General features: G+C 69.6%; 16 protein-coding genes. 5 read left to right on the forward strand and 11 right to left on the reverse strand.

From position 1 onward, the window contains the following. The first annotated feature begins 14 nt into the window (after positions 1–14). Entirely contained in the window at positions 15–437 is a 423-nt protein-coding gene (locus AB0I51_RS13700) for an NUDIX hydrolase (protein WP_362974688.1), read from the forward strand. A 16-nt stretch (positions 438–453) separates the two neighbouring features. Here AB0I51_RS13700 and AB0I51_RS13705 read toward each other — a convergent pair whose 3' ends face one another. The 3 genes from AB0I51_RS13705 to AB0I51_RS13715 all read right to left on the reverse strand — a co-directional run bounded on the left by AB0I51_RS13705 (position 454) and on the right by AB0I51_RS13715 (position 3,336). Continuing rightward, positions 454–1,179, reverse strand: coding sequence for a hypothetical protein (locus AB0I51_RS13705; protein WP_362974570.1), 726 nt, complete (start codon positions 1,177–1,179; stop codon positions 454–456). 22 nt (positions 1,180–1,201) lie between these two features. Continuing rightward, positions 1,202–2,623, reverse strand: coding sequence for a hypothetical protein (locus AB0I51_RS13710; RefSeq protein ID WP_362974572.1), 1,422 nt, complete (start codon positions 2,621–2,623; stop codon positions 1,202–1,204). A 131-nt stretch (positions 2,624–2,754) separates the two neighbouring features. Continuing rightward, positions 2,755–3,336, reverse strand: coding sequence for a TetR-like C-terminal domain-containing protein (locus AB0I51_RS13715; RefSeq protein ID WP_362974574.1), 582 nt, complete (start codon positions 3,334–3,336; stop codon positions 2,755–2,757). Between the two features lie 124 nt (positions 3,337–3,460). Between AB0I51_RS13715 and AB0I51_RS13720 the strand changes: the two genes are divergently transcribed. From AB0I51_RS13720 to AB0I51_RS13735, 4 genes are all read left to right on the forward strand, one after another. Next, positions 3,461–4,741, forward strand: a complete 1,281-nt coding sequence (locus tag AB0I51_RS13720) for a DUF3533 domain-containing protein (protein ID WP_362974576.1) — start codon at positions 3,461–3,463, stop codon at positions 4,739–4,741. 65 nt (positions 4,742–4,806) lie between these two features. Further along, positions 4,807–5,415, forward strand: coding sequence for a helix-turn-helix domain-containing protein (locus tag AB0I51_RS13725; RefSeq protein WP_362974577.1), 609 nt, complete (start codon positions 4,807–4,809; stop codon positions 5,413–5,415). Then, the gene (locus tag AB0I51_RS13730) at positions 5,412–6,707 is read left to right on the forward strand and encodes an MFS transporter (RefSeq protein ID WP_362974578.1); all 1,296 of its coding nucleotides are present in this window, start codon (positions 5,412–5,414) and stop codon (positions 6,705–6,707) included. Before AB0I51_RS13725 ends, AB0I51_RS13730 begins: the two co-directional genes overlap by 4 nt. Positions 6,708–6,763: 56 nt before the next feature. Beyond that, positions 6,764–7,972, forward strand: coding sequence for an MFS transporter (locus tag AB0I51_RS13735; protein WP_362974580.1), 1,209 nt, complete (start codon positions 6,764–6,766; stop codon positions 7,970–7,972). 154 nt (positions 7,973–8,126) lie between these two features. Here the strand turns inward: AB0I51_RS13735 and AB0I51_RS13740 are convergent, their stop codons facing one another. Genes AB0I51_RS13740 through AB0I51_RS13775 form a run of 8 tightly spaced genes read right to left on the reverse strand, consistent with a single transcriptional unit; the run spans position 8,127 to position 17,988 of the window. Then, entirely contained in the window at positions 8,127–8,933 is an 807-nt protein-coding gene (locus AB0I51_RS13740) for an ABC-2 family transporter protein (protein ID WP_362974582.1), read from the reverse strand. Beyond that, the gene (locus tag AB0I51_RS13745) at positions 8,933–9,736 is read right to left on the reverse strand and encodes an ABC-2 family transporter protein (RefSeq protein WP_362974584.1); all 804 of its coding nucleotides are present in this window, start codon (positions 9,734–9,736) and stop codon (positions 8,933–8,935) included. Before AB0I51_RS13745 ends, AB0I51_RS13740 begins: the two co-directional genes overlap by 1 nt. A 1-nt stretch (position 9,737) precedes the next feature. Beyond that, on the reverse strand, positions 9,738–10,748 hold the full coding sequence (locus tag AB0I51_RS13750; RefSeq protein WP_362974586.1) for an ATP-binding cassette domain-containing protein: 1,011 nt from the start codon (positions 10,746–10,748) through the stop codon (positions 9,738–9,740). 34 nt (positions 10,749–10,782) lie between these two features. Continuing rightward, complete coding sequence (locus tag AB0I51_RS13755; RefSeq protein ID WP_362974588.1) at positions 10,783–11,955, reverse strand: MFS transporter; 1,173 nt, start codon at positions 11,953–11,955, stop codon at positions 10,783–10,785. Beyond that, entirely contained in the window at positions 11,952–14,843 is a 2,892-nt protein-coding gene (locus AB0I51_RS13760) for a glycoside hydrolase family 2 TIM barrel-domain containing protein (protein ID WP_362974590.1), read from the reverse strand. Before AB0I51_RS13760 ends, AB0I51_RS13755 begins: the two co-directional genes overlap by 4 nt. Before the next feature lie 27 nt (positions 14,844–14,870). After that, positions 14,871–15,737 carry a carbohydrate ABC transporter permease gene (locus AB0I51_RS13765; RefSeq protein ID WP_362974592.1) on the reverse strand — a complete coding sequence of 289 codons (867 nt, stop codon included), beginning with the start codon at positions 15,735–15,737 and terminating at the stop codon, positions 14,871–14,873. After that, the gene (locus AB0I51_RS13770; protein WP_362974594.1) at positions 15,734–16,702 is read right to left on the reverse strand and encodes a sugar ABC transporter permease; all 969 of its coding nucleotides are present in this window, start codon (positions 16,700–16,702) and stop codon (positions 15,734–15,736) included. Before AB0I51_RS13770 ends, AB0I51_RS13765 begins: the two co-directional genes overlap by 4 nt. A gap of 20 nt (positions 16,703–16,722) precedes the next feature. Then, positions 16,723–17,988, reverse strand: coding sequence for a sugar ABC transporter substrate-binding protein (locus tag AB0I51_RS13775; RefSeq protein ID WP_362974596.1), 1,266 nt, complete (start codon positions 17,986–17,988; stop codon positions 16,723–16,725). Positions 17,989–18,027 lie beyond the last annotated feature (39 nt).

Consider the following 18,027-nt stretch of genomic DNA (forward strand, 5'->3'; position numbering starts at 1 on the left):
GAGGAACCATGACCATGGACCCCGGCGACAAGCGGCTGGCGGCTGCCGTCGTGATGGACGACGACGGGCGCGTACTTCTGGTGCGCCGCAGCGCGACCGAGAGATTCCTGCCACGGGTGTGGGGCGTTCCCTGCGGGAAGCTGGAGCCCGACGAGCGGTCCGAGGACGGTGCGCTGCGCGAGCTGAAGGAAGAGACCGGGCTCCTCGGCGAGATCGTCCGCAAGATCGGCGAGTCGTCCTTCGTCAGCGAGTATCAGGGCCGCGAGACCAAGAACTGGCAGGACAACTTCCTGATCAGGCCACTGTCGCTGCAGATCACCCTCCCCGAGCCCGACCAGGCGTACCGCTGGCTGCGGCCCTCCGAGCTGGCCTACTCCGGCCTCGACATCGACGCGTACAACCTGGATGTCGTACGACAGGCCCTCACGGACTTCTGAATGCTCCGCCGGGCCCTCATGAGCTTCTGAGCGACTCCGCCAGACCGTTCAACGCGCCCAGATAGTCCTTCACATCGAGCGGCACCTTCGCCACCGCGCCCGGATGCGGGCCCGCGGCCGTGAACACGTCGGTGTGGCGCCGCCGTTCGGCCCCCGTCTCCAGGAACAGTGTCACGGTCGGTACGTCAGTGTCGCACCAGGCCCGGTGCAGGGTCTTCGCCGGCAGGGCGTAGGCGCTGCCCGCTGCGTACTGCCCCACATGCGTCAGCCGCAGCCGCGCCGGACCCGTGGGCCGCAGCGTCCAGTCGGCACTGCGCTCGGCGAGGGACTCCTCGTACCGGTCCGCCGTGATCCCGCCGTCGCCGCGCGCCTCGTACAGCTCCATGGCGAGCCGGCCCCGGACGACGTAGGAGGCAAGCGGGGAACGGTGGTTGTGGATGTCCTCCGCGCCGATCGCCGCCGCGTCGGGATGCCAGAGATGCGCGCGCAGCATGTGGCGGGGGCCGCCGTCGATCAGCAACAGCTTGTCGAAACCCAGTACATGACGGTACGACAGCCCGGCACAGTGCTCGGGATCGCCCTCGCCGGAGGCGAGTTCGGCCACCAGCTCCAACAGCCGCTCGGGAGAGCCCAGTTCGGCGATGACGGCACGGGCCGCGGTCACCGTCCCGTCGTCGGACAGGTCGCCGTCCAGCGCCTCGGTCAGCAGCTGCCGCGCCGCCAGGATCTGCCGACCGCCCATGCACTCACTCTCCAACTCGCCCTCACAGCAGCCTCGTTCGAGTATCCGGCTGATACATCCATACGGCATGTGCGCGCAGCGCCGAAAGCCCTTGATAGGTCATCCAGATCGGCTGGCGCAGTTCCTCCGTCGTCGTGAACATCGACCCGTCCCTGTTCCAGGACCAGATCCCGTCGGTCTGCGCCGCCCACACCGCGCCCGCCGCCCCGTTCAGCCGCTCCTGCCAGGCCTCCTCCAGACCGTCCTGCCGGGCGATCTCCTGGGCGCCCGGGGTGAGCAGGGCGCGCAGGATCCAGGACGCGGTGAAGTGCCGTACGTTCAGCACCTCGTGGTGCGAGGAGTCGTCCGGGTGGCGGCGGCGCACATCCTCCCGCAGGTTCGCCAGATCGGCGCAGGCGTCGTGCGCGGTCGCCGGGCAGGCCAGCAGCCAGCGCACCCCGTCCTCGCGCGCCGCACGCTCCACCGGCCCCTCGCCCAGCACCCGGGCCGCCCGGTCCAGGGCGACAACGGCCTGCGCGGTGTGCACGGCGGAGGGCTGGGCGGGATGACGGACGACGGGCCGGTCCGGATGCGCGGGCCACGGCAGCGCCGACAGCCGGTGGCTCCAGCAGCGGCGGTGCTGGCGCTGCGGGTCGGGGAACGCGCCGTCGACCAGGGCGTCCCGCAGCACGGGAAGTACCGGCGCGTCTGGCGCCGCGCGCAGCAGCCCCCGCATCACGGTGGTCACGACATGGGTCAACGCCCGTCCCGTACTGTCGAGTTCGGGCGTGAAGCCGGCCTCGCAGCGGGCCACCTCGTCCGCCAGCCGCTCCCGGGAGGCTCCTGCCCGGGCCAGCGCGCCCAGCACCATCGCGGTGACCTCCGGGCGGGCCACCGCCCCCTGCGAACGTGCCGACCAGCCGCCGCCCTGCAGCCGCAGCCGCCACAGCGTGTCGATGAGATCGCCGGTGTGCAGCCGTCCGTCCGGCACGCCCAGGTCCAGCACGATGTGCAGGCCGTACGCCGTGGCCAGCGACGTCGGCCGGGCCGGGCCGTCCAGCTCCTGGAGGGAGTGCGGCCAGCCGATGAGACGGCCGCGCACCGGGTCGTCGACTTCGGCGATCTGGGAGACGAGGGTGTCGTAGGCGGAAGCGAACACCTGCGGCAGCGGGCCTGGGACGGCGGGTGCCGGGGGAGCGGGGGCGGTCGGCGGTGCGGGGCCGGACGTGCGGGCCCGGAGCAGGGCCGCGGCCAGCCAGGTCATCCCGGCCGTGGCCAGGCCGCTCAGCCCGGAGATCAGATACTTGGCGGCCGCCCCGTCGATCGAGTCGGGCAGCACCTCGAACAGGAACTGGAACACCGCGTACCCGGCGGCCACACACCCGAACCGGCCGAGCCAGCCCACGAACCGGGCCGGTGGACTCCCGCCCGGCGGTACCGGACCGGGCGCTCCCGGCGCTCTCAAGGGACCACGTCCCAGCTGCTGTTGAGACAAGTCGCGCTCCCTCCCCCCAGGGTGGCACGTGGCATTCGCGAAGCTTCCAGTCTAAGTGGTCAGCGATGCGCCTGGGGCGTGGACCGGAACCACCGTCTCCGTCAGCCGTCCGCGGCTTCCCGCGGCCAGTGCGTCAATGCCACGTGCAACGCGTCGACCGCCCGCTCCCACGACCGTCGCACGTCACGCGGCGCGCCGAAGCCGCCGGTGGACTCCAGGGCGCAGTAGCCGTGGAACGTACTGCGCAACAGGCGTACGGCGTCGGTGAGATCGGGTTCCTCCAGGCCGTAGGCGCGCAGCAGGCCGTAGGTGATCTCGGCGGTGCGGCGCAGGGCGGGGGAGGCGGCGACCAGGGCCTGGTCGATGCGGATCTGGGTGGCCGCGTACCGGCCCGGGTGCTCCAGGGCGTAGGCCCGGTAGGCGCCGGCGAACGCGCCCAGCGCGTCGCGCCCGGAGCGGCCCTCGACCGCCACGGCGATGCGGTCGATCAGCTCGCCGCCCGCGAGGAATGCGACCCGGGTGCGCAGGTCCTGGAGGTTCCTGACGTGCGAGTACAGGCTCGCGTCCTTCACACCGAAGCCGCGGGCCAGCGCGGACAGGCTGACGTTCTCGAAGCCGACCTCGTCGGCGAGGTCGGCCGCCGCCGCCACGACACGGTCGGCGGTGAGTCCCGCACGCGCCACGGTGCACCACCTCTCCTCCGGTCTGCGGCAACTGGAGACACTAGGACAATAGCCAGTAACAAGAGGGGTGCTCCGCGTGTTTCCACACCACCGCCACCGGACTCCGGCACCAGACTTGACCACCATGGACGACGACTCCGGCACCCCCGCCCCCACCGGCCTCCGCGCCACCGCACTCCTGGGCCGCCCCAAGCTGTGGCTCATCCCCACCGTGCTCACCGGCCTCCTCGCGCTGCTGCTCTCCCTGCTCTACATGGGCGGCATCGTCAACCCCAACCGTGAGCTGCACAACCTGCCCATCGCCCTCGTCAACAGCGACACCGGCAAACCGCTCCCCGGCCAGCAGCAGAACCTGGGCACCCAGATCGCCCACGCCATCGTGACGAACACCAGCAGCCGTGCGGCCGGCTGGAGGCAACTCACGAGAGTCCAGGCCCAGCGGGAACTCGACTCCGGCAAGGTCTACGGCGCCCTCGTCGTCCCCGTCGGCTTCACGGACTCCGTCGCAGCTCTGACCACCACGAACGCCACCGCCCGGCCCACGATCACCGTGCTCACCAACCCCGGCAAGGGCAGCCTCGGCTCCTCCCTCGCGAGCAAGATCTCCACGACCGCCGCGCAACAGGCCTCCCTCACCATCGGCAAACAGCTCACGGCGGCAGCCACGAAGGCCGACTCCACGCAGAAGCTGCTGCTGGCCGACCCGGTGCGGATCGCCACCCAGGTCGGCCATCCCATCGGCAACAACAGCGGCATCGGCCTGACCGCCTTCTACTACACGCTGCTGCTGGTCCTGGCCGGCTTCATGGGCGGCAACGTCATCAGCAACGGCGTCGACACGGCCCTCGGCTACGCCGACAACGAGATCGGCCCCTGGCACACCCGCCGTCCCACGGTCCCGATCAACCGCACCCAGACCCTGCTCCTGAAGATGGTCATGACGGCAGGCATCACCCTCCTCAGCGTCTCCCTGATCATGCTGGCGAGCGTCAGCATCCTCGGCATGGACGCGACCCACATCCCGCTCCTGTGGATCTACTCCTACTGCGCGGCCCTCGCCGTCGGCCTCGGCGTGCAGGCCATCAACGCCGCGTTCGGCGGGATCGGCCAGCTGGTCTCCATGTTCGTGTTCATCGTCCTGGGCCTGCCGTCCTCCGGCGCCACCGTCCCCCTCCAGGCGGTCCCCGGCTTCTACCGCTTCCTCTCCCACTTCGAACCCATGCGCCAGCTCAGCGACGGAGTACGGGCGATCCTCTACTTCGACGCACGCGGCGACGCGGGCCTGACCCGCGCCTGGACCATGATCGGGGTCGGTGCGGCCATCGGCCTGCTCTTCGGTTTCGCGATGGTCAGGTACTACGACAAGAAGGGGCACAAGCGCCTGACGCCGCAGCCGGCGGCCTGAGGCTCAACTGTGCGGCCAGATCTGAGAGTTGACTGTCAGACTTTCTGAGAGAACACTCTCGCATCATGGATTCCGGCAATCGCTTCGGCGACATGGAGATATCCGACCCGAAGATCATGCGGGCGCTGGCCCACCCGGTGCGGCTTGCCATCCTCGAACGCCTTCAGCGCCACGGCCCGGCCACCGCCTCCCGGCTCTCGCCGCACGTGGGTGCCACCCCGTCCGTCACCAGCTGGCATCTGCGCCATCTCGCCGGTTTCGGCCTGGTCCGCGACGCCGAGGGCGGGACGGACCGGCGGGAGCGGCGCTGGGCGGCGGTGGCGCGGGGCTTCCGGTTCGAGGCGGCGGAGGACGAGGAGGGCTGGTCGGCCGCGCAGGAGCTGGCCGGGGAGATGTTCGCGCGCAGAGCGGACGTGCCCCTGCGCTGGCTCACCGGGACGGCGCCCGACCTGGAACCGGAGTGGACCAGGCTCGCCGGGGCGGCCGACACGCGGATCATGGTGACGGCGGCGGAACTGGCCGCGCTGAAGGACGCGATGGAGGAACTGATCGCGCCGTACGTCGCCCGCAACCGGGATCGCCGGCCGCCCGACGGCAGGGGCGTCCGCCTGCTGATGTACACCCTGCCGGAGGGCGCCGGCAATGAGGACAGCCCGACGGACATACCCGAATGAAGGGCCGATGGACACCTCGGCCCGCGCCCGGCTCGCTGTGGCGGGACCGCCGGTTCGTACGGTTCTGGTGCGGCCAGACCGTCTCCCAGCTGGGCGACCGCATCTCCGAACTGGCCCTGCCCATCCTGGCGGTCGGCGCACTGCACGCCTCCGTGAACCAGGTCGCCTGGCTGACCGCCCTCGTCTGGATCCCGAACCTCCTCGGCCTGTTCCTGGGCGCCTGGGTCGACCACCGCCCCGGCAAGCGCCAACTCATGCTGCTCGCGGACCTGTTCCGCGCCGCCGTCCTGCTGACCCTCCCGATCGCCTACGCACTCGACACGGTGACGCTCGGCCAGCTCTACGCGGTGGCCCTGCTGACCGGCACGGCGGCGGTCGTGTTCAACACGGCCTACTCGTCCTACTTCGCGCACCTCGTGCCGCAGACGGCGTACGTCGACGCCAACAGCAAGCTCAGCGCGAGCAGATCGGTGTCCTTCATCGCGGGCCCCGCGATCGGCGGCGGTCTGGTGCAGGCGCTGACGGCACCGGTCGCGGTGATCGCCGACGCGCTGTCGTTCGTCACGTCGGCGATCCTCGTCGGACGCACCCGCATCGACGAAGCGGCGGACAGCACCCAGTCGGCCGGCCCCTCGCTGCTGCGGCGGGCGAGAGAGGGCCTGGCCTTCGTGATCCACGAACCCGTCATGCGGGCCGGGCTCCTCTGCGCCACGACCGTCAACTTCTTCACGTTCCTGTCGAGCACGGGGCTGGTGGTGCTGTTCGTCGACCGGATCCTTCAACTGTCGCCCGGGGCAATCGGGTTGGCGTTCGGAGTGGGGGCGACGGGCGGCCTCCTGGGGGCCGTGACGGCTCCCGCGATCACCCGCCGGATCGGCGTGGGCCGCAGCATCGTCGTCGGGGCGGTCCTGTACCCGGCCCCCATCGCCCTCATCGCGGCGGCGACGGGCCCGGGCTGGGCCCGCCTCGGCACCCTGGGCGCGTCCGAGTTCCTCTCCGCCTTCGGCGTCATGCTCCTCGACGTCAACCTCAACTCGCTCCAGACATCGGTCGTTCCGGACGGGTTGCGGAGCCGGGTGGCCGGGGCGTACAACACGGTCAACTACGGGGTCCGGCCGCTGGGCGCCCTGGCGGGAGGCGGGCTCGCCACGCTGGTCGGCCTCAGGGCGACCCTCGTCGTCGCGGCCGTCGGCGGGGCGATGTGCGTGCTGTGGCTGCTGCCCTCGCCGATACCGGGGACACGGGTGCTGGGACACAGGGCGACCACGGAGTCCGTCACCCACCCGGACTGATCCGGGCCGCGGTATTTCGTTTCCCGGCCGCCACTCCCCGCCCCAGGGTTGCCGGAATGGCCCAACCTCTCTGGCGGCAACGGGACTTCGGCACCTTCTGGACAGCCCAGACCCTCTCCGTGCTCGGTGACTCCTTCGCATTGATCGCGCTGCCGCTGCTGGTGCTTCAGGCCACGGGATCGGTCGCGCGGATGGGGCTGCTCACGGCCGTGGGTGGGGCGGCCTCGGTTGTCGCGGCGGTGTTCGCGGGGGTCGTGGTGGACCGGGTCGACCGGCGCACGCTGCTCATCTGGTGCGACCTCGTGCGGATGGTGTTGTACGGGGTCATTCCGCTGGTGTGGTTGTTCGGGCCGAGGCTCTGGCTGTTGTACGTGGTGCTGCCGCTGTGCGAGGCCGTCGGCATGTTGTTCTCCGTCGGCTATGTGACGGTTGTTCGCGGGCTGGTCGGCACCGGGCAACTCACGGAAGCCAACGGGCAGTTGAACGCCAGCGCCGCCGCGGCGGGAGTTCTCGGGCCGCTCGGCGCCGGAATCGTCGCGGCCTGGAGCGGTCCGGCCGCCGCCGTCGGTGTGGACGCGGCCAGCTTCGGGGTGTCGGCCGCCTGTCTGGCGTTCGTACGGTTCCGTGGCCGCCCCGACCCCGAACAGCGCTCGGAGCGGGGCGGGTTGTGGCGGGACCTGCGTATCGGAGTCGCCTTCCTGCGCGGGCACCCGGTACTTCGCGCCCTGACCGCGCTCCTCTTCTGCTTCAGCTTTTTCACCCTCGGCCTCAACGACCTGGTGATCTACCACCTCAAGCACGACCTCGGGCACGACGACGGCACCGTGGGCACGGTCATGGCGGTCGGCGCGCTCGGCACGATCACCGGGGCGCTGCTGGTGGCCAGGGTGCGGCGCCGGTTCGGCTTCGGGGCGAGCTGGATCGGGGCCGTCGCGGTGTGCGGGGCGGCGTTCGCCTCGCTGGGCCGGGCGTACGACGTGCCGACCGTCGCGCTGGCGAGCGCCGCGTTCCTGGGCTGCGATCAGGTGGCCGGTACCTGTTCCATGTCGCTGCGGCAGGAAGTGACGCCGGAGCGGCTGCTGGGCCGGGTCACCTCCGCCTTCTGGACCCTCCACTACGCGGCGGCCCCCATCGGCGCGGCCGTCCTCACCTGGGCCGCCGAACGCCGGGGCACCGCACCGGTCGCCGTCGGGGCGGGCGCGTGCTGCGTACTGATCGCGGTCGTCGCACTGCTGACGCCGATACGGCGGTCCGGCCGGTCCTGAACGGCTCGGGCGCACGCCCAGGACCGGGCCCTCAACCGGTGAACCCGGTCGACTCGGTCAGCCCACGCAGAGCCCTACGTCCACCGTGCTGCCCCTGACCACGATCTTCGGGGCTGTGCGCGGTGCGCCGAGCCGGACGGGACCGCAGTCGCGGTCACCCGTTCACCCCCGTGTAGTTGCTGAGGCTCCACCGCCACAGCAGCCGCGCCCCGAGATACGTCAGCAGGCCCACGAGGGGTGAACTCGCCGCCAGCCAGTACGGCACCCCGATGTCGTGGCCGTGTCCGGTCAGTACGGCTGCCGGGAGGAAGGCGACGAACGCGAGCGGAAGGCCGTAGGTGAGGAAGCCGCCCACCGCGCGGGGCAGGACGTTGAGCGGGTAGTTGCCGAAGGTGCCGAGGAGGTCCTCGACCCAGCGGCTCCAGTAGTCCGCGGACGGGAAGCGGAGGGAGGCGGAGGCCACGGTCGTGAAGAGGGCCGCTTCCAGGAGCATGCCGCCGACCAGCGCGGCGATCAGATACGCGATGCGGCCCGCCGTCCAGTCCAGGTGGCTGCGGCTGAGCGCGCCCACCATGAGGCCGCCCGCCACCGTGAGGTCGCCGATCGCGTTGGTGGGGAAGTACTCCAGCTGTGCCTGGCGGTGGACCGGCATCGGCCGCACCAGATAGATGTCGATACGGCCTTCCTGGATGTACCGGCCGAGACCGTGCATCCGGCCCAGGAACAGCACCATCAGGCCGTGAGCCATCATACGGGTCGCCGGGATCAGCAGCACGTCCGAGCTGTCCCAGCCGCCCATCCCGGCGAACCGGGTGAGCAGCACCGTCGCGAACACGATCACCGACACCTGCCAGATCGCGCCGATTGCGATCATCAGCAGGAACTCGGTGCGATATTCCAGCTGGGCACGGAAGTTGAGCCGTGTGATGCGCCACACGATCCGGACGGCTTTCACAGGCATCAGCCCCCTTGCGAGACGACTCGACGGGCGGCGCGCCGCCACAGGAACCGGGTGAACAGGGACAGGACCGCCACCCAGACGGCCTGCAGGGCGAGTTGGGTGCCCGCGTCGGACAGCGGGATGCGGCCCACGTAGATCGACAGCGGCACGCTCAGGGTCGCCTGGAACGGCAGGAAGCGGCTCATCGTGATGAACCAGTCCGGGAAGAACCACAGCGGCGCGTACACACCGGACAGCAGGTTCTGCGCGAAGATCAGGATGAGCATCGCGGCGCCGTTGCGGAGCGTCCAGAAGCACAACTGGTCGATGACAAGCATGACGTAGTACAGGACGAGCTGCCCCAGCAGCATGCTCAGTGCGAACACCCCTGCCACGGCAGGTGACTTGGGCGCCTCCACCACCCCGGCCGCGAGGCACACGACGTATCCCGTCAGCGCCCAGACCAGCCCGTACATCTGCTCACCGAACGCCCGCAGCGCGTAGTAGCGCCGGGGCGGCAGCGGACGCAGATACCAGTAGATGATCGTGCCGAAGTGCATGTGCTGCAGGACCGTGTCCCGTCCCGCGTACTGGTCCAACTCCCGCAGCCGGGAGGCCAGTACGGCCAGTACGGCGTACGTCACCGCCTGGTCGCCGGTGAGTCCCGCGGTCGTGCCGGTCTGGGAGTACAGGCCGCGCCACAGGGACGCCACCAGCACGATCTGCACCGTCAGCCGGAGCAGGGCGGCGGTGATACGGGGCGGGGCGAGGAGTTCGCCGAGCGGGGTGACGCGGGCGGCGCGCCAGGCGTGCAGGGCGGCCATCTCAGGTCTCCTCGGCGCGCGGGCCGGCCTGGACGTACGCGGCCCGCATCACGTCCTCCAACTCCGCCTCGTCCATGGCGACTTCGGTCACCTCGTACCGTTCGATGACCTGCTTCAGCGCCTGGTGGACGGTCGGCCCCTCGGTCCCCTCCGGGCCGAAGACCACCTGTGGTCCGTCCCGCCGCACCAGCGCGATGCCGGGCAGCGGTACGACCTCGGCGTGCGCGTCGGCCAGCGAAGCGCGGATCTGCCAGGTCGAACCGAACCTGCGGCGGATCTCGCCGAGGGTGCCGTCCAGCACCAGCCGGCCGTGGTTGATGAGGACGACCCGCTCGGCGAGCCGGGCCACCTCGGTCATGTCGTGCGTGGTCAGCAGGACCGTACGGCCGCGCTCCTCCACCTGATGGCGCAGGAACTCGCGGACCTGCTCCTTCACCACCACGTCCATGCCGATGGTCGGCTCGTCGAGGAAGACGACCGGCGGATCGTGCAGCAGCGCGGCGGCCAGGTCGCAGCGGACGCGCTGGCCGAGGGAGAGATGACGGACCCGGGTGTCCCAGAAGCTGGACAGTTCGAGCAGGTCGTCGAACTCCCGCAGCCGGGACGCGTGTTGGGCCTTCGGCACCTCGTAGATGTCCCGCAGGATCGAGAACGACTCGCGCACCGGCAGGTCCCACCACAGCTGGGTGCGCTGCCCGAACACCGCCCCGATGTTGCGGGCGTTGCGCTCCCGCTCCTCGTACGGCACCACGCCCGCGACCCGAGCCTCCCCGGAGGTGGGCGTGAGAATCCCGGTGAGGATCTTGATGGTGGTGGACTTGCCGGCGCCGTTCGGGCCCAGCAGGGCGAGGAGTTCACCCGGGGCGACATCGAACGAGACGTCGGAGACGGCGTACTTGGGCACGCGGTCCGGGTTGACGAGCGAGCGCAGCCCGCCGACGAAACCGGGGCGCCGCACGGTGGTGTGGAAGGTGCGGGACAGCCCCCGGACCTCGATACTGCTCGCGTTCACTCGGCCAGCCTTCGCGTGAGCAGGAACAGGGCCTTCATGATGCGGACCTCCTCGTCAGTCGGATCAGCCGGAGCGTCGCGAGCAGCGACGCGGCCGACAGCGCGGTCAACAGCCAGGGCACGGCGTGGATCCCGGAGGCCTCGATCCCGACACCGAGCAGCGGCGGAGCCGCCACCCCGCCGACATTCGAGGCCGCGATCACCCACGCCCCGGCTCGCTCGGCCTGGGGAAGCGCCCTGGTGAGCCAGGCGAAACCCGTCGGGAAGACCGGTGCGATGAACAAGCCAACACCGGCGTACGCCACCGGTGCCACTCCTTTAACCAGCGTCAACAGCAGACACACCGTCATCCCGGCCGCGCACACCGTGAGGATGCGCTCGGGCGAGTACCGCAGGGTGATCGGTACGACGAGGAAGCGGCCCGCCGTCATCATCAGCCAGTAGACGGAGGTCGCCGACGCGGCCACGGTCGCCGTGTAACCGACCGTCTCCAGATGCGTGGGCTCCCAGCCGCCGACACTCGCCTCGACCGCCACGTTGAGGATGTAGAGGACCAGGAAGCCGACGAGAACCCGGGACAGGCCGAGCCCGCTGCCGTCCGCCGTCGCTGGTGACGCGTCGGATACACGTGTACGTACACCGCTTGAGCCCGCCCACACCAACACCGCCGCCAGTACGGCGCACGCCCCGAACGCGTACGGGTAGTGGTCCGGACCGAGCAGGGCGACCATCGCCGGGCCGAGTACCGCGCCGATGCCGAAGTGCGCGTTGAGCACGTTCAGCATGGCGGTGGAGCGGTCGCCGAAGCCGACGGCGAAGAGCTGGTTCAGGCCGTAGTCGATGCCGCCGAAGCCGAGGCCGCCGAGGAAGGCGGCGGCGAGCGCGAGGGGCCAGTTCGGAGCGAGCGCGAAGCCCGCGCCTCCCGCGGCCATCAGGCCGTAACCCCATGCCAGCAGTGCCCTGTTGCTGATCCGGGAGTGGATCCCGTTGAAGGCGAGGACACCGGCGACCCCGCCGGCGAAGTGCAGACTCAGGCCGAGACCGGCGCCGGACGGGGAGAGCCCGAACTCGTGGCGCAGACCCGGGATCGCGGGGCCGTAGAGGGCCTGGAGCATGCCGATGAGGACGAAGCCGACGCAGGACGCGACCGCGGCCGACCGGCTGAAGAGCCGGTCGGCCGCAGCCGATTTCACGACGGTGCCGGTCAACTGGTCTCCGGGGCTTCCGGGAACGCCGCTTCCGGGAACACGGCTTCCGAGAACACGAAGGAGAACTCGGTGGGTTCGGCGTTGAGGAAGTACTGCGGGAGCGGGCCCGGGCCGCAGGACTGCGAGCCGATCCCGTGCTGCCCGTGGTCGAGGTTCACCCACACGGTGTCGCCGGGCGTGAGGTCCGTGCGGTGGGCGGCGGCGTCCAGCTGTTCCGTCGTCCAGCGGCGGGCCGTGAACCAGAACTCCGGGTCGCCGTCGATCCGCAGCCCGCCCAGCTCCGCCCAGCGGACGTCCGCGCGGGCACCGTTCTCCTGCGGACGGACGTAGGGCGTCTGGAGGCCGTCGACCGTGGACTCCCAACGGCCCAGCCGCGAAGCCGACTTGGTGTCCGGATACCCCTCGCCGGGGCCGCCGCCGAACCACTTCACCCGGTCGGCGCCCGCGTCGAGCCCGAAGCGGACACCGAGCCTCGGCAGCGGTACCGTCCAGTCGCCCTCGGGTGCCACGGACACCGTCAGCCGCAGCCGCGAACCGTCCGAGGTCCAGCGGTACACCGTGGCGAGCCCGATCTCCCAGGCGGCAGGCGCCACCCGGGTGCGTACGGTCAGCGCGTCCTCGCTCAACTCCACGCCGTCCAGCCGGTGTCGCATCCGGTGCAGGCCGAACTTGCGCCAGAGCAGGCCGTGGCGGATGTCCGTCTGCCAGGACGCGCCGTCGTCGTTGTCGGTGGTAGCCCGCCATACGTCCAGGCGGAGACCGGTGACGTCCACCGCGCCGATCGACTTCAACTCGCCCGTACGGGCGTCGAAGGATGCCGGGCCCAGAGTGATCCGCCGCTCGCCGAGGACGGGAGCGGAGGTGGCGGAGACATACGGCAACGGGCGTGCCGTGACCGGGATTTGGCCCCATCCCACCACATGACCGGCTGGAGCCCACGCGGTGTCGGCCGCCAGCGAGGCCCGTACCGTCCAATGGGATTCGGCGCCGTCGGACTCCACGGGCGGTGCGGGCAGCTTCACGTCGGCCGACTCGCCGGGTGCGAGCGGCGGCACCGTCAGCGGGCCCGACTCGACCGTCTCGCCGTCCACTTGGTAGGACCACTGGAAGGCGAATGCGGACAGGTCGGCGAAGTCGTGCTTGTTGGTGACCCGTACGGAGCCGTCGGTGCCGTCGACGGAGACCGGCTCGATGACCTTCTTGAACTCGATCAGGCCGGGGGAGGGCGCGCGGTCGGGGAAAAGCAGTCCGTCGCAGACGAAGTTCCCGTCGTGCAGCTCCTCGCCGAAGTCGCCGCCGTATGCGAAGCCGTGGCGCTCGTCCTTGATGCCGTGGTCGATCCACTCCCAGACGAATCCGCCCTGGAGCCGGTCGTACGACTCGAAGAGGTGCTGGTAGTCGGCGAGTCCGCCGGGGCCGTTGCCCATGGCGTGCCCGTACTCGCAGAGGACGAAGGGGAGTTGACGGCGCTTGTGGGTGCCGCCGTCCAGTTCCCGGCCGATGTGCTCGACCTCGGCGTGGGAGGCGTACATCCGTGAATAGACGTCCGTGTCACGGCAGTTGATGTCGCCCTCGTAGTGGACCAGGCGTGAGCGGTCACGGCCGTGGATCCACTCGGCCATCGCGGTGAGGCCGCGCCCGGTGCCGGCCTCGTTGCCGAGGGACCAGATGACGATCGACGGGTGGTTCTTGTCCCGCTCGACCATCCGGGCGGCGCGGTCCAGCAGGGCCGGTGTCCAGCGGTCGTCGTCAACGGGGTTGTCCCGCCAGGCCTGTTCGGTGAAGCCGTGGGTCTCCAGGTCGCACTCGTCGACGACCCACAGGCCGTACTCGTCGCACAGGTCCAGGAAGGCCGGGTGCGGCGGATAGTGCGAGGTGCGGACCGCGTTGATGTTGTGCCGCTTCATCAGCAGCACGTCCTCGCGCATCGTCTCCAGGTCGAGGGCGCGCCCCTTCTCGGGGTGCCACTCGTGGCGGTTGACGCCCTTGAAGAGGACCGCCTTCCCGTTGACCTTGATCAGGCCGTCGGAGAGTTCGACGGTCCGGAAGCCGATGCGCAGCGGGACGCGTTCGCCCTCGGTGGTCAGCAACCCGTCGTAGAGGTACGGGGTTTCGGCCGTCCACGGCCGCACCGGCACGGTGACCGACTCACCGGTCGCGACATCGATGTCCAGGGCGGGCACGGTGATCCGGCCGTCGACGTCGGAGTCGACGCGCAGGGTGCCCGCGCCGCTGGTGTGGTCGTAGGAGGCGTGCACGAAGAAGTCGAGGGCGCTGCCCGGCGGGCGGTGCAGCAGGGCGACGTCACGGAAGATGCCGGGCAGCCACCACTGGTCCTGGTCCTCCAGGTAGGAACCCGCCGACCACTGGTGCACGCGGACGGCGAGGACGTTGCCGCTCGGCTTGAGCAGGTGTCCGACCGCGAACTCGTGCGGCAGCCGGGAGCCCTTGAACTCCCCGATGTCCGTGCCGTTGAGCCAGACCCGGGCGCAGGACTCCACGCCGTCGAAGCGCAGCACCGCCCCGCCGTCCGAGGGCCACTCGGACGGCAGGTCGAAGACACGCAGGTGGTCGCCGGTCGGGTTCTCGGTCGGGACGTGCGGCGGGTCGACCGGGAAGGGGTAGAGGTGGTTGGTGTAGATCGGGGAGCCGTGCCCTTGCAGGACCCAGTGGCCGGGGACCGTGACCTCGGCCCAGTCCCCGGCGTCGTAGCCCTCCTCGGTGAACGAGTCGTCCTCGGCGTCGGCCGTCGCCGACACACGGAGGCGCCAACTGCCGTTGAGGGACAGTGACTTCGCGTCCGAGGACGTGTAGCGGGCGCGGGGCGGGAGGGCTCCGGTGCCCGGGGAGACGTCCTCGATGTAGTCGGCGGCGGTGCTGGAAGTCATCGGTCTCCAGGTCGTGAGTTGCGGGTCTCAGCCCTTGATGCCGGTCTGTGCGATTCCCTGGACCAGCCAGCGCTGAAGGAACAGGAACACGAAGACCAGGGGCAGGATGGAAATCGCGGTGGCCATGAAGATGAGATGGAAGTTGACGGTCTGGTTCGTGATGAACGACGACAGAGCGATCTGCACGGTCCAGGAGCTAGGGTCCTGGCCGATGACCAGCGGCCACAGGAAGGCGTTCCAGCCGCTGATGAAGGTGATGGTGGCGATCGCCGCGAAGAAGTTCAGCGAGTTGGGTACGACGATCCGCCAGTACGCGCCCCAGTAGCCGAGTCCGTCCACGCGCGCCGCCTCCTCCAGCTCCTTGGGGAACCCCAGGAAGTACTGCCGGAAGAGGAAGCAGGTGAAACCACTGAAGAGGCCCGGGATGATGAGACCCCGGTAGGTGTCGACCCAGCCGAGTGACGAGACGAGGACGAAGCTCGGTACGAAGGTGACGGCCGTGGGCACCATCAGGGTCGCCAGGACGACGTAGAAGACCTTGTTGGAGTGCTTGTAGGGGATGCGGGCCAGGCCGTAGCCGGCCAGGGAGCAGACCAGGAGTGTGCCTACGGTCGTCAGGACGGCGACGACCGTGGAGTTCCACAGGGCGCGGCCGAACTGGACGGTCTGGTCGTCGAAGAGTTCGGAGATGTTGCCCCACTGGAAGGAGGGGAGCAGCTTCCAGTTCTCGCCGGTGATCTCCAAGTCCGTGGAGAGGGCGTTGCGGAGGATCAGGTAGAAGGGGATCAGGAAGAGCAGGGCGGCGATGCCGACGGCGACGTACAGGCCGGTGTTGCCGAGGATGCCGCCGCGCTTCCTCCGCGTCTTGGTCAACTGCGGTGCGGTGGAGGTCACTTGGACTCCTCCCCCCTTCCGAAGCCCATGATCTTGCCCTGGGCGAGGGTGACGATGCAGATCAGCAGGGACAGGATGACGGCGCCCGCGCTGCCGGCGCCGTAGTCCTGGTTGGTGCCCAGGGCCGCCTTGTAGAGCTCCATGAGCGGGGTCTGCGCCCAGGTCGCCTTGGTGGTGATGAGGTTGTAGAACTCGTCGAACGCCTGGTAGGCGGCGATGAGCAGCAGCAGGATCACCGCGGTCGAGGTGGCCCGCAGTTGGGGCAGGGTGATGTAGCGGAAGGTCTGCCAGCCTCGTTTGGCGCCGTCGATCTCGGCGGCCTCGTACAGCTCGGCCGGGATGTTCTGCAGTGCGGCGAGGAACAGGATCATGTAGAAGCCGGACTGGATCCACAGCCGCAGCGTTACGATGACCACCCAGTACCAGGGCGGGGTCGGGTTGGACAGGTAGGCGATGTTGTCGACGCCGAACCAGCCGAGGACGGTGTTCGCCAGGCCGAAGCGGACGCCGGTGAAGATGGACATCTTCCAGATCAGTGCTGCGGCGACGTACGACACGGCGGTCGGCAGGAAGAACACAGACCGGAAGAACGCCCGCATGAACCGCAGTTGGTTGACCAGCAGGGCCAGGCCCAGTGACAGCGCCCACGTGGTCGGCACGATGAACGCGGCGAACACCGTGAACGTCAGCAGCGAGTCGGGGAAGTTGCTGTTGGTCAGGATCTGCTTGTAGTTGTCGAAGCCGATGAAGTTGCTCGGCGTGACGGTGTAGCGGGCGTCGAAGAAGCTGAGCCAGATGCTCCATCCGATGGGGACGAAGACGAAGATCACCAGGCCGATGAGGAACGGGCCGGTGAAGAGCCAGAAGTTCAGGGTGGCGTTGGACCGCAGCCCCCGCCGCGGCCGGGCCTTCGAGGCCTTGGCCGCGGCGGGCTGGGCGACCCCGCGCGTGGTGGTGGTCGACATCTCGGGTTCCGTCCGCCGGCCTATCCGAACAGCTTCTTGAGCTCGACGTTGACCTTCTTGTCGCAGGCGTCGAGCGCGGCCTCCGGGTTGCCGTTCTTGCGGACAGTGGACGCGATCACGTCGTTGAACGCGGTGATCATCGTCTGGTCGAAGGCGATGTTGTCGAAGTGGCCGTAGTCGGTGAAGAGCTTCACGCCCTCGGCGGGCAGGCCGGACTTGAGTTTGGTGGCCTCGTTGGCGATCGAGGTGCGCGGCGGGATGTGGAAGCCGTAGGACAGCGCCCAGTCCTCCTGGTACTTCTTCTGGTCGATCCACAGCCACTTGACGTACGCCTTGGCCGCTTCGAGGTTCTTGCTCTTGGCGTTGACGAACATCGACCAACCGCCGTTGTAGACCGACTGCTTGCCGCTGGAGCCGATGCTCGGGAAGGGGAAGACGCCCAGGTCGTCGCCGAGCGCCTTCTGCATGGCCGGCATGGACCACATGCCGCCCCACTGGATGGCGCACAGGCCTTGGTTGAGCGAGGACGGGTCCCAGAAGTCCGTCGGGGCGTCCAGGAGGATGTGACCGCTGGTGAACAGCTGGCGGAGCTTCTTGAGGCCCTCGACGACGCCGTCCGTGTGGTAGGCGATTTCGTTCTTCTCGTTGAGCGTGTCGGCACCGGCCGACCAGATCAGGTTGTTCTGAACCGCCGTGAAGTCGTTGCCGAGGTAGGCGCCCTTGACCTTGCCGGTGGTGAGCTTGGCGGCGGCCTCCAGCAACTCGTCGAGGGTGGTGGGGACTTCGACCTTGGCCTTCTCCAGCATCGACTTGCGGTAATAGAAGAACTGCGGGTCGTCGATCATCCGGATCCCGTAGACCTTGCCGTCGACCGTGTGCGACTTGATGTCGGCTGGGTTGAAGTCGTCCTTGACCGGATCGATGATGTCGCTCAGGTCGGCCACCTGGCCGCTCTTGACCAGCTGCAGTTGAGGGTGGAACTCGAAGACGTCCGGTGCCTGCTTGGTGAGCAGGGACGAGAAGAGCTTGGCTTCGAAGTTGGTGCCGGTGATCCAGGTGGTGGACACGTTGGCCTTCGAGTAGGCCTTGGCGTACCGCTTGATGGCCTGTTCCGTGCCCGCCTCGCCGTAAGCGTGGAAGTACTGGACGAGGTTCGTGCCCGAACCGGAGCCCCCGCCCCGCCCGTTGTTGCCGCCGCACGCGGCCAGCGTGCCGGCCGCGGCCATCCCCGCGGCCGCCCGGAATATCGATCGGCGGGAAAGGTTGCTGTTGCTCATTGCCGACATGGTGACGTCCTTGTCTCTCGCGCGGCTGCGGCTCCACGG

It is taken from the genome of Streptomyces sp. NPDC050549 (assembly GCF_040655035.1).
In the GTDB taxonomy this organism is placed as follows: Bacteria; Actinomycetota; Actinomycetes; order Streptomycetales; family Streptomycetaceae; genus Streptomyces.